The 13,994-nt window shown below is 63.8% G+C and carries 11 protein-coding genes and 1 riboswitch; of the genes, 8 read left to right on the top strand and 3 right to left on the bottom strand.

Features of this window, described 5'->3' with window-relative positions; all coding sequences use genetic code 11:
• Positions 1-3: 3 nt before the first annotated feature.
• Positions 4-1,023, bottom strand: a complete 1,020-nt coding sequence (locus C8N32_RS10375; protein WP_107892922.1) for an alkane 1-monooxygenase — start codon at positions 1,021-1,023, stop codon at positions 4-6.
• A gap of 153 nt (positions 1,024-1,176) precedes the next feature.
• On the opposite strand from C8N32_RS10375, the gene ftsY reads away from it, so the two are divergent.
• Genes ftsY through C8N32_RS10360 form a run of 3 tightly spaced genes read left to right on the top strand, consistent with a single transcriptional unit; the run spans position 1,177 to position 4,066 of the window.
• Complete coding sequence (gene ftsY, locus C8N32_RS10370; RefSeq protein WP_107892921.1) at positions 1,177-2,550, top strand: signal recognition particle-docking protein FtsY; 1,374 nt, start codon at positions 1,177-1,179, stop codon at positions 2,548-2,550.
• A 12-nt stretch (positions 2,551-2,562) separates the two neighbouring features.
• Positions 2,563-3,468: an EamA family transporter gene (locus C8N32_RS10365; protein WP_107892920.1), complete on the top strand. Its 906-nt coding sequence runs from the start codon at positions 2,563-2,565 to the stop codon at positions 3,466-3,468.
• A gap of 1 nt (position 3,469) precedes the next feature.
• A complete protein-coding gene (locus tag C8N32_RS10360; protein WP_107892919.1) occupies positions 3,470-4,066 on the top strand; it encodes an inner membrane-spanning protein YciB in 597 nt (198 codons plus the stop codon).
• Positions 4,067-4,069: 3 nt separating this feature from the next.
• Here the strand turns inward: C8N32_RS10360 and C8N32_RS10355 are convergent, their stop codons facing one another.
• On the bottom strand, positions 4,070-4,990 hold the full coding sequence (locus tag C8N32_RS10355) for an alpha/beta hydrolase (RefSeq protein WP_107892918.1): 921 nt from the start codon (positions 4,988-4,990) through the stop codon (positions 4,070-4,072).
• Positions 4,991-5,105: 115 nt separating this feature from the next.
• Positions 5,106-5,184, top strand: a riboswitch (SAM riboswitch).
• Positions 5,185-5,229: 45 nt separating this feature from the next.
• Here C8N32_RS10355 and metZ point away from each other — a divergent pair.
• The 3 genes from metZ (at position 5,230) to C8N32_RS10340 (ending at position 9,095) form a co-directional block, all read left to right on the top strand.
• On the top strand, positions 5,230-6,399 hold the full coding sequence (metZ, locus tag C8N32_RS10350; RefSeq protein WP_107892917.1) for an O-succinylhomoserine sulfhydrylase: 1,170 nt from the start codon (positions 5,230-5,232) through the stop codon (positions 6,397-6,399).
• A 107-nt stretch (positions 6,400-6,506) separates the two neighbouring features.
• Positions 6,507-7,607 carry a GTP cyclohydrolase FolE2 gene (folE2, locus tag C8N32_RS10345; protein ID WP_107892916.1) on the top strand — a complete coding sequence of 367 codons (1,101 nt, stop codon included), beginning with the start codon at positions 6,507-6,509 and terminating at the stop codon, positions 7,605-7,607.
• A gap of 39 nt (positions 7,608-7,646) precedes the next feature.
• Complete coding sequence (locus tag C8N32_RS10340; RefSeq protein ID WP_107892915.1) at positions 7,647-9,095, top strand: TrkH family potassium uptake protein; 1,449 nt, start codon at positions 7,647-7,649, stop codon at positions 9,093-9,095.
• Position 9,096: 1 nt separating this feature from the next.
• Here C8N32_RS10340 and C8N32_RS10335 read toward each other — a convergent pair whose 3' ends face one another.
• Entirely contained in the window at positions 9,097-10,791 is a 1,695-nt protein-coding gene (locus C8N32_RS10335) for a serine protease (RefSeq protein ID WP_107892914.1), read from the bottom strand.
• 135 nt (positions 10,792-10,926) lie between these two features.
• Here C8N32_RS10335 and C8N32_RS10330 point away from each other — a divergent pair, with 135 nt between their 5' ends.
• Together C8N32_RS10330 and glyS are read left to right on the top strand one after the other, a co-directional pair.
• On the top strand, positions 10,927-11,850 hold the full coding sequence (locus C8N32_RS10330) for a glycine--tRNA ligase subunit alpha (RefSeq protein ID WP_107892913.1): 924 nt from the start codon (positions 10,927-10,929) through the stop codon (positions 11,848-11,850).
• Positions 11,851-11,876: 26 nt separating this feature from the next.
• Positions 11,877-13,955: a glycine--tRNA ligase subunit beta gene (gene glyS, locus C8N32_RS10325; RefSeq protein WP_107892912.1), complete on the top strand. Its 2,079-nt coding sequence runs from the start codon at positions 11,877-11,879 to the stop codon at positions 13,953-13,955.
• Positions 13,956-13,994 lie beyond the last annotated feature (39 nt).

The following is a 13,994-nucleotide window of genomic DNA, read 5'->3' as shown; positions in this document are numbered from 1 at the left end:
GGATCAGCCCGGTGCCCAGCGGCGGGCGCGGTGATCCATCTTGCGCCGCCATCTCTGTGGCAGAAAAGCCAGCGTCGCCATCGCGGGCAGGCTCAGGGGTAATGTCGGGCTCGATCCCTCGGGGGAGAGGCGCAGGGCCGGGTAGGGGCGTGCCGGGTGGGCGTGGTGGTCCGAATGGCGCGGCGCGTTCAGCATCAGGTAGCTGGAAAACCAGTGCGGCGCATCCCAGGAATGGCGGGGCGTGACGGGTTCATACCTGCCATCTTCCCCGCGCGCTCGGCTCAGCCCGTAATGCTGTACATAATCCGCCACCAGAAGCTGTGTCTGCGCATGAAGCACCAGCGCCAGATAGGCCAGCAGACCGTCCGCCCCCAGTGTCAGCCCCATCGCCAGTGCAATCGCCAACCCGCCGCCCACATATGCGATGTAGGGGTGTTGGAGGCGCGGCTTGTCCCTGGCGCGACGATTTTCGGCCTCGAGCCCTTTTCGAAAAGATCCGATCCATGCGCGTGGGGCAAAGTGGTAGAAACTTTCCCCGAGGCGGGCGGAGTTCGGATCTTCCGGCGTGGCGACCCAGACATGGTGCACCAGCCGGTGGGCTGTGGTGTGGTGCCCGAACAGCAGCGAGATATAAACCCACTTCCCCAGCCGGAAGAGGCCCCGGTGTGCCCGGTGGATCAGTTCATGCGCATTGGGGTGACTGATTTGCCCAAAGAAAAGGCCGAAGGAAAAGAAGGCGGCAATGCGCTCCGCCGCGCCCAGTCCGGTGCCCCCTGCCACGCACCACGCCCCCAGCGGCAGCGCCGCGAAATGCGCCAGCGCCAGAACGACGGACAGGGTGTCTGCGGCCGGGAATTCCGCCCCGTCGGGCGCATTCGGCGTGATGCGGCGGACAAGGGCGTCCAGCAGATAGGCGATCGCGGTCAGGTAAAGCAGGGCTGCGAGTATCCAACCCCCACCCCAAAGCGCCCCGAACAGCAGCAGGGGAAGTGGGATCAGCGTGGCAATGGCAAAAGATTTCATGTCAAGACCTGTAACCTGCAAAGGTGCGGCGGCGCGCGCTCTGGAAGGTGTTTGCGCCCCTTGCCACAATGGCGCAAAGGGGTGGTGCAATCCAAGCCCTTCCATCCGGGACAAAATGCGCATAGGTCAGGGACAGCCCTGGCAGGAGGCAGAATGGCGTTCTTTTCGAAGCTCAGAAACCGGTTGCGGAAGTCCTCGTCGAAAATTGAGGCGGGGTTGGAGGCAATCGTGGAGGATGGCGGGACGGAAGACCCCGATGGAGTGCGGCCCGACCCCCTGGAGGGGGGGCGGGATGTGGGGGAAGCCGCTCCGGCGCAGCAATTTATGCCGCCGCCCGAACCCCTGGCGGATTATCCCGAAGCCCCGCAGAGCTCCGTGCCGGATCTGCCCGCAGTGGCACCGGAGGCGCCGCCTCCGCCGCCGCCAGCGCCAGTCCCCGATCCGGATGAAGACCCCGCGCCGCGCGTCGGGGAACCGGATGTCGAGCCGGGGTCCGATCCATACCCTCTTCTGGCGAATCCGGAGCCGGAACCGACCGGGACGGCGTACCCGCCCCAGGGCGCCGGGCTGTCGCAGATCCCTCTTGCGGCCCCGTCGGGGGAGGCTCCGCCGCCTGATGCGGAAGACCCGGAGCCCGGAGAGCGCCGGGGATTCTTCGGGCGCGTTCTGGGGCGCGACCGCAAGCCGGTGATCCGGCGCGAACTGGACGACGAGATGCTCGAAAGTCTGGAGGAGCTTCTGATAACCGCCGATATGGGCGTGGATACGGCCCTGCGTGTCACCGCCAACATGGCCGAAGGGCGGCTGGGCAAGCGCCTGTCGGTCGAAGAGATCAAGACCCTTCTTGCCGATGAGATCGCCCGGATCATGGAGCCGGTTGCGCGCCCGATGCCGCTTTATCCCCAAAAACCGCAGGTGGTTCTGGTGGTGGGCGTGAACGGATCGGGAAAGACGACGACGATCGGCAAGCTTGCCAGCCAGTTCCGCGCTGCGGGCAAGACGGTGGTGATCGCCGCGGGGGATACTTTCCGCGCCGCCGCGGTCGAGCAGCTTCAGGTTTGGGGAGAGCGCGCCGGTGTACCGGTACTGACCGCCCCGGAAGGCAGCGATGCGGCCAGTCTTGTCTATGATGCGATGCAGCGTGCCAGAACGGATCAGGCGGATCTGTTGATGATCGACACGGCCGGGCGTCTTCAGAACCGGTCCGACCTGATGGAGGAACTGGCCAAGATCGTACGCGTGATCCGCAAGCATGACGAGAGCGCCCCGCACAACACCCTTCTGGTTCTCGATGCAACCACCGGCCAGAATGCGCTGAGCCAGGTGGACGCCTTTCGTAAGCTGTCGGACGTGTCGGGGCTGGTGATGACCAAGCTGGACGGGACTGCCAAGGGCGGGGTTCTGGTGGCGCTGGCCGACAGGTTCGGCTTGCCGATCCACGCGATCGGTGTCGGGGAACAGATCGACGATCTCTCCCCCTTCGACCCGGAGGAGTTCGCCAAGGCCCTGGCAGGCCTGGATGCCTGAGCGGGCCGGCGTATGAGCGAATGGCTGATCTCCATCGAGGGGACAGAGACCGGACATGCGCTGGCGCTGGCGCTTGCCCTGCTGGCGGCATTGCTTCATGCGGTGTTCGGGGCCTTGCAGAAAGGGCGCCATGACCCGTGGCTGTCCCGTGGGGCGATTGATTTCAGCTATGGCCTCATGGCCGCGCCTTTTGCGCTGTTCGTTGTACCTTGGCCCGAGCCGCACATGTGGCCGATCTTCGGCATCGTGTTTCTCATCCACCTCGGCTACAAGATCGCTCAGGGCTATACCTATACCAAGGGGGCTTACACGGTCGTTTACCCGGTGGTGCGGGGGATGGGATCGCTGTTTACCGTGATCGGGGCGTGGCTGCTGTTCGGTGAGACCTTCGCACCGGTGCAATGGATGGGGGTCATGGTGCTGCTGGTGGGGATTTTCGGGCTGGCCGCCTATAACCTGATCCACTGGGAGATGGACCGCCATACGCTGAAGCCTGCGCTGGCGCTGGCTGTACTGACGGGCATTTTCGTGGCGCTTTATACGACCTATGATGCCTACGGTATCCGCGCCACGGCGGACCCGTTCACGTTTCTTGCCTGGTTTTTCCTGATCGACGGGCTGACCGTCATGCCGTGGTTGGCGGCGTTGCGGTGGCTGAACATGGCGCATCGGCCTGCGCCGGGGCCGCTGATGCTGCGCGGTCTGGTTGGCGGGTTCGTCGCGTTTTTTTCGTTCGGGGCCATCATGCTGGCAACCCGGCTGGACAAGGTGGGAGAGGCGGCCGTGCTGCGCGAAACCTCGACCGTTTTCGCGGCTCTGATCGGGTGGCTGGTTCTGGGCGAAAAGGTCGGGCCGCGGCGTCTGACGCTGATGGCCCTGATCGCGCTGGGCGCGGTGATCGTGGAAACAGGGGGATAGGATGTCGAAACGCAAAATCAACCCGTGGCTGAAGACCGCGCTGGAACTGGGACCGGTCCTTGCCTTTTTCGTGGCCTATCTTCGCCTGAGGGAGCGTGCCTTCACCATCGGTGGCACGGAGTACGAGGGGTTCATACTCGTCACTGCCGGATTTATCCCGCTTTTGCTGCTTTGTACCGGCATCCTCTGGGCGCTGACCGGGCATCTTTCCAGGATGCAGGTCGCGACGGCCGTCCTGGTGGTGCTGTTCGGGGGGCTGACCGTGTGGCTGAACGACGACCGCTTTTTCAAGATGAAACCCACGATCATCTATCTTCTGTTCGGTGGGCTCCTTGGCGCAGGGCTTTTACGCGGGCGGTCCTACCTGCAATACGTGATGGAAGAGATCATGCCGTTGCGTCCCGAGGGCTGGATGATCCTGACACGGCGTCTGACCTTCTTCTTTCTCGCGCTGGCGGTGGTGAACGAGATCGTCTGGCGTACTATGTCCACCGATGCGTGGGTGAATTTCAAGACCTTCGGTCTGACCATCGGCATCTTTGCCTTTTTCATGGCGCAGGGCGGGTTGTTCAAGAAATACGGCATCGGGGAGGACTGACCCTCAGGACGGTGCGTCGCGCACAAGGGAGAACGGTGCGGGACTGTCCGGTACCGCCAGAAGGCGCGACCAGCGCGGGCTGTGCACATGCGGAATTTGTGCCTGCAACGCGCCAAAGGGCAGTGTTCCCCGCAGCAGGGCAGCGTAAAGTGCGAACATGCCGTCGCGCAGGTAAGGGCTCCAATGGCAGATGCGGCGTTCCGGCGGGGCGATTGCAAACCCCAGGCGGTTCAGTGCGGCCAGGGTTTCGGGGTGGTCGATCTGTAGATCCTGCCAGTTCTTCGGAGGGTGCTCCAGCCCGTGGCTAAGGGTACGCGCCTTCCGGCGATGGGGGGTGAGGGCCCGTTCCAGCATCCAGTCAAAGATATCGTTTTCCCGGCTGGTAACGTTCAGAAAACGGGCCGTGCGTGCAGCGGGCGCGCCCAGCAGCGGATCCGCCCGGTGGGACATTTCCGCCGGGGCCATCAGGATGATCTGCCCCAGCGAACGGGGCGGCAGATGGGGCAGCGCGTTCAGCGCCACGCGCGCGCCCAGCGAATGCGCCAGGATATGTACGGGCCGGTCGGGCCGCTGCGCCGCCATATGCGCCACCAGCCCGCCAAGCACTTGCCCGGCGTCTTTTGCGCGGCGATAGGCTTGCCAGATCGTGCCGCGCGCCTCCCACCCGAAGGCGAGGCACAGGCCCTCTTCGTCCCGTGTGCCGGTAAACCCTAGGGCGCGCGGCCAGGAAAGGGCCTTGCGGCAATCCGGGTTCGGGTTCAGCGACAGGATGTGACTGTGCGGGTTGCTGTGCGGCGTGGCGGGCGAAAACTTGAAACCGTGAATCAGGACCATTACAGGCGCGTCCTGGGGCAGGCGGGCGAGGAGAGGTGTCAGCGCCCGGTCGATATCCGGGTCCGTCGTGTTGACTGGAAGCAGGGGCATGGGGTTTCTCCTACTACATCTTGTGGCAGGGGATAGGTCAGCCATGCGACAGCGCGGTGAAGACCAGGTTACAGAAGCGTGACGCGGCTTGACGGCAACAGCCCGCTTGGCTATCGCAGGGGCACGTGGCGATTTGTTTACCGGATTGCGGGCCACGATAAAGAAACCGCTAAAGAGGTCAGGGCTGAAACCCCCGGCGTCTTGCGGACGGTGGGGGTTTTGCGCGAAAGGGGGCGCATATGTCCGAAAACTGGAAACGGTGCACCAAGGCCGTGCACGGGGGCACACGCCGAAGCCAGTACGGAGAGTTGTCAGAGGCGATTTTCCTGACCCAGGGGTTCGATTATCCCAATGCCGAGGCCGCAGAGGCCCGGTTTGAGCAGGCCGGCCCGGATGAGTTCATCTACGCACGCTACGGCAACCCGACGGTGGCGATGTTCGAAGACCGTATCGCCGGCCTGGAGGGGATGGAGGCCGCCTTTGCCACGGCGTCGGGCATGGCGGCGGTCAACGGGGCGCTGACGGCACTGGTCGCGGCGGGGGATCACGTCGTTGCCGCGCGGGCCCTGTTCGGATCCTGCCTTTATATCCTTGAAGAAATCCTGCCCCGCTTTGGTGTCGAGGTCACCTTCGTCGATGGGACCGACCTCGATCAGTGGCGCGCGGCGATCCGTTTGGGGACCAGGCTGGTGGTTTTCGAGGCGGTTTCCAACCCGACACTGGAAGTGATCGACACGCGCGCCGTTGCGGACATCGCCCATGCGGCCGGGGCGCTGGTGGTGGTGGACAATGTCTTTACCACGCCGGTCTTTTCCCGCGCGGTCGAAATGGGGGCGGATCTTGTGGTTTATTCCGCGACCAAGCATATCGACGGGCAGGGGCGTTGCCTTGGCGGGGTCATCCTTGGTCCGCGGGACATCGTGCGTGGCCCGGTAGAGACCTATATGAAACATACCGGCGGGGCGATCAGCCCGTTCAACGCCTGGATCATGCTGAAGGGGCTGGAGACGCTGGATCTGCGTGTGCGGGCCCAAACCAGGGGCGCGCGGATTCTAGCACAGGCCCTGGAGGGGCGCGCGGGCCTGGCGCGGGTTCTTTATCCTGGCCTGACCTCTCATCCGCAACACGCCCTGTTCCCCCAGGGCGGCACGGTCTTTTCCATTGATGTCGCAGGGGGGCAGGCGGCGGCATTCCGATTTCTCAATGCCCTGAAAATCTGGAAGATTTCAAACAATCTCGGGGATGCGAAAAGCATCATAACCCATCCTGCGACGACGACGCATCAGCGCCTGCCCGAGGCTGCCAAAACCCATCTGGGCATTACGCCGGGACTGCTGCGGCTTAGCGTCGGACTGGAGGATCCGCAGGATTTGCTGGACGACCTCGAACGGGCCTTGCAAAGGGTCTGACGGGTGATCCGACCGGCGCCGGTTTGCGTAACACTGGTAATTTGAATTGGAATTATCGTGCCGCAGCCCCATCTTGAGGGGAAGGACGACGCAAAAAGGACGACCGGATGAACATGCATGACCGGGATCCGGACCGCCTGCCAAGCCTCGACGAGGCCCGAGACGCGCTGGAACTTTTGCGCAGTTGGGCCGCAGCGGCTACCGAGGATGAGCGGGGAATGCTCGATCCGGCGCTGAGGAATATTTTACCGGGGCGGGGAACGAACTATCCGCCGCTCAGCCGACGCTATCCGGAGGAGTTCGTGGCCGATTCGGCCTATAAGGACACCATGCCAGACCTGCAGAACGGCCCTGCCAGCCTGATCCGGGGCGCACGTCAGCAGATTCAGCATGTCGGCATTTCGAATTTCCGCCTGCCGATCCGGTTTCATACCCGCGACAACGGGGACCTGACGCTGGAGACATCGGTCACCGGCACGGTCAGCCTGGAGGCCGAGAAGAAAGGCATCAACATGTCGCGTATTATCCGCAGCTTTTACGGCCACGCGGAGCGTACCTTCAGCTTTGAGGTGATCGAAGCCGCGCTGGAAAGCTACAAGGCGGATCTGGACAGTTTCGACGCGCGGATCATGATGCGTTTTTCCTTCCCGGTGAAGGTGCCGTCGCTGCGCTCGGGGCTGGAGGGATACCAGTATTACGATATCGCACTGGAACTGGTGGAGCAGGCAGGCGTTTCGAGGAAGATCATGCATCTGGATTATGTCTACTCTTCAACCTGCCCGTGTTCGCTGGAGCTGTCGGAACACGCCCGGCAAATGCGCGGGCAGCTTGCAACGCCGCATTCCCAACGCTCTGTGGCGCGTCTTTCCGTGGTGCTTGACGAAACCGGCGGATGCCTGTGGTTCGAGGATCTGATCGACATTTGCCGCGCGGCCGTGCCCACGGAAACGCAGGTGATGGTCAAGCGGGAGGACGAACAGGCATTCGCCGAACTGAACGCCGCCCATCCGGTTTTCGTGGAGGATGCGGCGCGGCTTTTTTGTGAGGGGTTGCAGAACGACCCGCGTGTGGGCGATTTCCGTGTCGTGGCCAGCCACCAGGAAAGCCTTCACAGTCACGATGCCGTCAGCGTGCTGAGCGAGGGCGAAACTTTCGCAACCCAAAGCCTCGACCCGCGGTTGTTCCAATCCCTGTACCACGGCGGCTGAGCTTGACAGCACGCGGGAGTGCAGACAAGCCTTGCGGCCATGTTTGACCTGCGCCCCGTCGGATATGTGATTGGCCTGCTGGTCGCCGTTCTGGGCGCGACCATGTTGGTGCCATTGGCCGTCGATCTGTTTTATGGCAATGACCATTGGCCCGCGTTTCTGGAAAGCGCCGTGATTACGGGGCTGACCGGAGGGCTGATCGCGCTGGCATGTGCCAATGGAGTAGAGGCACGCCTCTCGATTCAGCAGACCTTTTTCCTGACCACAGGGGTTTGGCTGGCGCTGCCGGTTTTCGGGGCCATTCCCTTCGTTCTGGGTGCGACAGAGGCGCGGTATGTCGATGCGTTCTTCGAGGCGATGTCGGGCCTGACGACCACGGGAGCGACGGTGTTCGCGGGGTTGGATACCATGCCCAAGGGGTTGTTGCTGTGGCGGGGGTTGTTGCAGTGGTATGGGGGCATCGGGATCATCGTCGTTGCGATGGTGTTCCTGCCCGAGCTACGCATCGGGGGCATGCAGATCTTCCGCTCTGAATCCTTCGACACGTTCGGCAAGATCCTGCCGCGCGCCACCCAGATCGCATCCCGTATTTCCGGGGTTTATGTGGCGCTGACAGGGGCTTGCGCGATGGCGTATCTTGCCGTGGGGCTGAGCCCGTTCGATGCCATCGTACATGCGATGACCACGCTGGCGACCGGAGGGTTCGCCAATTACGACAGTTCCTTCGGCGCACTGGGCGCGGGGGCGGAATACGTGGGGGCGCTGTTCATGTTTCTCGCGGCGTTGCCTTTCGTGCGTTACGTGCAGTTCGTGGCGGGCAATGCCCGGCCGCTGTGGCGTGACAGCCAGATCCGGGTGTTTTTTGCCTTGGCCGTAGGTCTGGTGCTGACGGTGGCGGTCTGGAAGATGTTCAATTCGCCCCTCCCGCAGGAGGAGGCATTCCGCAAGGCATTATTCAACGTGGTGTCGATTCTGACCGGTACGGGGTATGCCAGCGATGACTACATGCTCTGGGGGACTTTCCCGGTGACCCTGTTTTTCTTCATCGGGTTGATCGGGGGCTGCGCCGGTTCGACCTCCTGTTCGATCAAGGTATTCCGCTACCAGTTGCTGTTCGCCTCGATCCGGGGTCAGGTCCGGAAGATTCACACGCCCCACGGGCTGTTTCAGCCGCGCTATGCCGGCCAGCCGGTGGCTGAAGATGTGCTATCTTCTGTCATGTCGTTTTTCGTCTATTTCGTCGTTACTCTGGGCGCGAGTTCGGTGTTGCTGGGCGCGACCGGTCTGGACCCGACGACCGCGCTTTCGGGGGCGGCCGCGGCACTGGCCAATATCGGGCCCGGGCTGGGCGATATCATCGGCCCCGCCGGCAACTACGCCTCTCTGAATGATACCGCAAAGTGGATTCTGTCAGCCACGATGCTGATCGGGCGGCTGGAGCTTCTGGCGGTCTATGCCATCCTGACGGTAAAATTCTGGCGCGTGTGACCTAGTTCCAGCACGACACCTGGACCGTGAAATCGGCGGCATGGGCGGCAATATCCTCGGGGACGAGGGAGGGGCCGGGCGCCGTGAATGCGGCGGCGAGTCCACCGGTTTGCAGGAATTTCGCGACAGATTCGGCACTGGCGGCGAAACCGACATCGGGGGGCAGGCGGCGGGTCCCGCCGGGGGAGGCGAGAAGGACCCCCAAAACCGTGCCCGAACCATCCAGTACCGGCCCGCCCACGTCTCCCGGCAGGGTCGAGATGGCCAGCCGGCGCAGGGCGGTGTCCCCGTCCAGCCCGCGGGTATCGGCCAGTTCGCCATAGGTCAGGGCGGGCAGCCCCAGCACATGCCCATAGGAGAACCCGGCCACGGCGACCTCGCTGTTAAGCCGCAGGGGCGTTTCGCGAAAGCGGGCATAGGCGATGGGGCTGATCGGTGTACGCGGTTTAAGCAGAGCCAGCCCCAGCCGCATGTCGATCGCGGTGAGCGTTGCCTCCTGCTCCTCCCCGATTGTCACGCGGGAGCATTGGTCCAGCCCGTCTGGGGTGGTCAGCACGCTGCCCGCGTCATCGACGTAGAAGCCGCTGCGTGTCAGCGCCGGGCGGCGGATTTCGAGGCCGGCCATCAGGTCGATGCTTTGGGTTTCGGGGACGGTATCGGTGCTGTCCTCCAGGACGCCGGGCAGGGGGGTGAAGCTGTCGCGCATCATCTGTGCCACGCGGGTCATCAGGGCCGCATCCCCTGTCGGCCAGACCAGGGCAAATCCCTTGACGGCGCTGTCCTGGGCCCGGGCGTAGATGTAGGCGTGGATATCTTTGTCCTGACCGGTCAGGATGAAAAAGTCGCGGTTGAGTTCCCGCGCGCCGTGCATCGGCACGATCTCCAGCGTTTGGAGGATGTTGTAAAGCCCTGCCAGCGTGTCCCGGTCCCCGGGCTGGCTGATCAGCAGGACGCGCAGTGCGCCGCCGTCTTTCGCGGTGTAATGGGCGAAGGGCAGTTCATGACGGTCGAAGGCGACCAGTCCGGCGGGCAGATCGATGCGGATGCCGGCGCGGAGGTCTTCGACCGTGGCCATGCCAAGGCGGTCAAGGGTCGCGCGATAGCCGTCCAGCAAGGCGGTGCGCTGGGCACTGGTCAGGATGCCGGTGGGATCGTGGCCGGATTCGCGCTGCCAGCCGGCCATTGCGTTCCGGGTGCCGGGGCCAAAGGAACCATCGACGGTGCCGGTGTAATGCCCTTCCCATTGCAGTGCTTTTTGCACGTTTTCCCGCGCCGCCCGGTCGAGCGCGCGCTCCGCGCTATGGGCTTCGGCAGCGGTTTCTTCGGCGGCTGGCCGGAGTGCGGGCGGTTGCGGGGCGGGGGCGGTCAGCGCCGCGCCGCCCGCGGGCCAGACCTGCTGGTGATAGCGTGTGCCGTCGGCCACGAAGCTGTCGGGCGGGATGGCGCGTTCGCGCCTCAGTTCACGCAGGCGGGTGCGGGCGCCTTCCGCGCTGTAAGGACCAAGCGCGATGGCGTACCATCCCGCGCCAAGGTCGAAGGCGTTCACATCCCCGAATTGTCCGGCATAGGCGCGGGCGGCGTCCTCGGCCTGGCGCAGCGTCGGGTGCGCCTCGATCTGGACCCAGGCGCTTTGCTGCGCGGCGGCGGCGAGGGCGGCCAGTACGTAAAGCATGGCCGCCGCAATCAATCTTGTCATTCCCAACCCCGGTCTGATTCCTTTTGAAACCTATCAAAGCCGTGGTGCAATGCACGCCAAACCTTCCCGCCCCGTTGACCCCTCGGCGCGGCTTGCCTATTGAGGCGCTGTTTTCCACCATCAGGGCAAGACGCGATGACCAAGGCTAACCCGCGCAGTTTCCAGGAGATCATCCTGCGGCTTCAGACCTACTGGACCGCAAAGGGATGCGCCGTGCTTCAGCCCTATGACATGGAGGTGGGCGCGGGCACCTTTCACCCGGCCACGACGCTGCGCAGCCTCGGTACGCGCGATTGGGCGGCGGCTTATGTTCAGCCCTCCCGTCGGCCGACGGACGGGCGTTACGGCGAGAACCCGAACCGCCTGCAACATTATTACCAGTTCCAGGTGCTGATCAAACCCAGCCCGCCGGACTTCCAGGATCTCTATCTGGGCAGCCTTGCCGCCATCGGCATCGACATGGATCTGCACGACATCCGCTTTGTAGAGGATGACTGGGAAAGCCCGACGCTTGGCGCCTGGGGGCTGGGCTGGGAGGTCTGGTGCGACGGCATGGAGGTCAGCCAGTTCACCTATTTCCAACAGGTCGGCGGCCATGATTGTCACCCCGTCTCGGGGGAACTGACCTACGGGCTGGAGCGGCTGGCGATGTATGTCCTGGGGATCGACCACGTAATGGACATGCCCTACAACGACCCGGACGCCCCGATCGCCCTTAAATACAGCGATATCTTCCGCCAGACGGAGCAGGAATACTCCCGCTGGAATTTCGACGTCGCCGATACCGACACGCTGTTCGCCCATTTCAGGGATGCCGAGGCCGAATGCGCCCGCATTCTGGATGCACCCGACGAAGACCCGAAAACCGGCAAGCGCATCATCATGGTGCACCCGGCCTATGACCAGTGCATCAAGGCCAGCCACGTGTTCAACCTGCTGGATGCACGGGGGGTGATCTCGGTGACTGAGCGTCAGGCCTATATCGGCCGGGTGCGGGCGCTGGCCAAACGCTGTGCCGATGCTTTCGTGCAAACCGAAGCCGGGGGCTGGCAGGGCTGAGCCCGCCGCGCCGCAAGGAGCTTGAAATGCCTGATCTTCTGATCGAACTGTTTTCCGAAGAAATCCCGGCCCGGATGCAATCGCATGCCCGTGAAGCCCTGAAAAAGCTGGTGACCGGCGGGTTGGTTGAGGCGGGTCTGACCTACGGGTCTGCCGCGGCCTTTTCTACCCCCCGCCGCCTGGCGCTGACCGTCGAAGACCTGACCGACCGCAGCCCCGACCTGCGTGAAGAGCGTAAAGGCCCCCGCGTGGACGCGCCCGAGAAGGCGCTGGAGGGGTTCGTCCGGGCCACGGGCCTGTCCAGGGATCGGCTTGAGACCCGCGACGACAAGAAAGGACGGTTCTGGTTCGCCGTGATCGACAAGCCCGGCCGCCCGGCCGATGACCTCGTTGCCGAGGTTCTGGAGGCGACGATCCGGTCTTTTCCGTGGCCGAAATCCATGCGCTGGGGCCGGGGCAGCCTGCGCTGGGTGCGCCCGCTGCATTCCATCCTGTGCCTGTTGCGCGATGATCAGGGCGCACGTGTCGTACCGCTGGATCTGGACGGGTTGCGCGCCGGGGATGAGACCCGCGGCCATCGTTTCATGGCCCCGGAACCGTTTTCGGTTGTATCCTTCGATGACTACGCCGCGAAGCTGATGCGTGCCCGTGTGGTTCTGGATCAGACCGACCGCGCCGCCCGGATCTGGCACGACGCGACCAATCTCGCTTTCGCGCAGGGGCTGGAGGTGGTCGAGGACAAGGGCCTGCTGGAGGAGTTGGCCGGCCTGGTCGAGTGGCCCGTGGTGCTGATGGGGGAGATCGGGGAAGAGTTTCTCCACCTGCCGCCGGAGGTCTTGCAAACCTCGATGAAGGAGCACCAGAAGTTCTTCTCGGTCCGTGACCCGAAAACCGGAAAGATCGTGCGTTTTATCACTGTGGCGAACCGTGAAACCGAAGACCGGGGGGCGACTATCCTTGCCGGTAATGGCAAGGTGCTGTCCGCGCGGCTGTCCGATGCCCGGTTCTTCTGGGAAAACGACCTGCGAGAGGCAAGGGCGGGGGGAGCGTCATGGGGGGCGGCCCTGAGCCATGTCACCTTTCAGGGCAAGCTGGGGTCTCAGGCGGAGCGGATCGGGCGAATTGCCATGCTGGCGCGCCGTATCGCCCCTGTCGTCGGGGCCGATGCCGACCTGGCCGAACAGGCCGCGCGCTGGGCGAAGGTCGATCTCAGTTCCGAGATGGTCTACGAATTCCCGGAACTTCAGGGGCTGATGGGGCGTTACTATGCGCAGGCCGCCGGCCTGCCCGGCGACATTGCATGTGCCGCGCAAGAGCACTATGCCCCGCTTGGCCCTGGCGACGATGTGCCCGACGCACCGGTTTCGGTTGCCGTTGCACTGGCGGACAAGCTGAATACGCTGACCGGATTTTGGGCGATCGACGAAAAACCCACCGGCTCCAAGGATCCGTTCGCCCTGCGCCGTGCCGCGCTGGGAGTGATCCGGCTGTTACTGGAAAACGACCTGAGGTTGCGGCTCGCTCCGGTCTGCGACGCCGGGCTGGCGCAGGTTGGTGCGCAGGCGGAAGTCGCGGTGCGTGACGATTTGCTGTCGTTTTTCCATGATCGACTGAAGGTGCACCTGAAGGGGGAAGGTATCCGCCACGACGTGATCGATGCCTGCCTTGCCATGCCGGGAACCGATGACCTGACATTGCTGGTCAGGCGGGTTCGCGCGCTGGAGGCGTTCCTGGCGACCGAGGATGGCGAAAACCTTTTGCAAGGCTTCCGGCGAGCCTACAACATCCTTGTCCAGGCCGAGGAGAAGGACGGAGTGGAATACCGCTTTGGCGCGGATGTAAAGTTCGCTGCGGATGCGAGCGAGACGGCGCTTTTCAAGGCGCTCGATACGGCAGAAGCCGCGCTTGCCCCGGCCCTGGAGGCAGAAGATTTCGCCGCCGCGATGGCGGAAATGGCCGCGCTGCGCGCGCGTATCGATGCGTTTTTCGATACCGTTCAGGTGAACACCGGGAATGAGATCGTCCGCCGCAACCGGCTGAATCTGCTGTACCGGATCAGCGAAACCTGTCTGAAAGTTGCAGACCTGACAAGAATTACGGGCTAGTGCGCACGCCGCGCTTGCCTGCGGAGGCTTTCGGCGTAT

Source organism: Rhodovulum imhoffii (assembly GCF_003046545.1).
In the GTDB taxonomy this organism is placed as follows: Bacteria; Pseudomonadota; Alphaproteobacteria; order Rhodobacterales; family Rhodobacteraceae; genus Rhodovulum; species Rhodovulum imhoffii.
The sequence above is the reverse complement of the archived record's forward strand: the minus strand, read 5'-3'. Positions and strand labels throughout refer to the sequence as shown.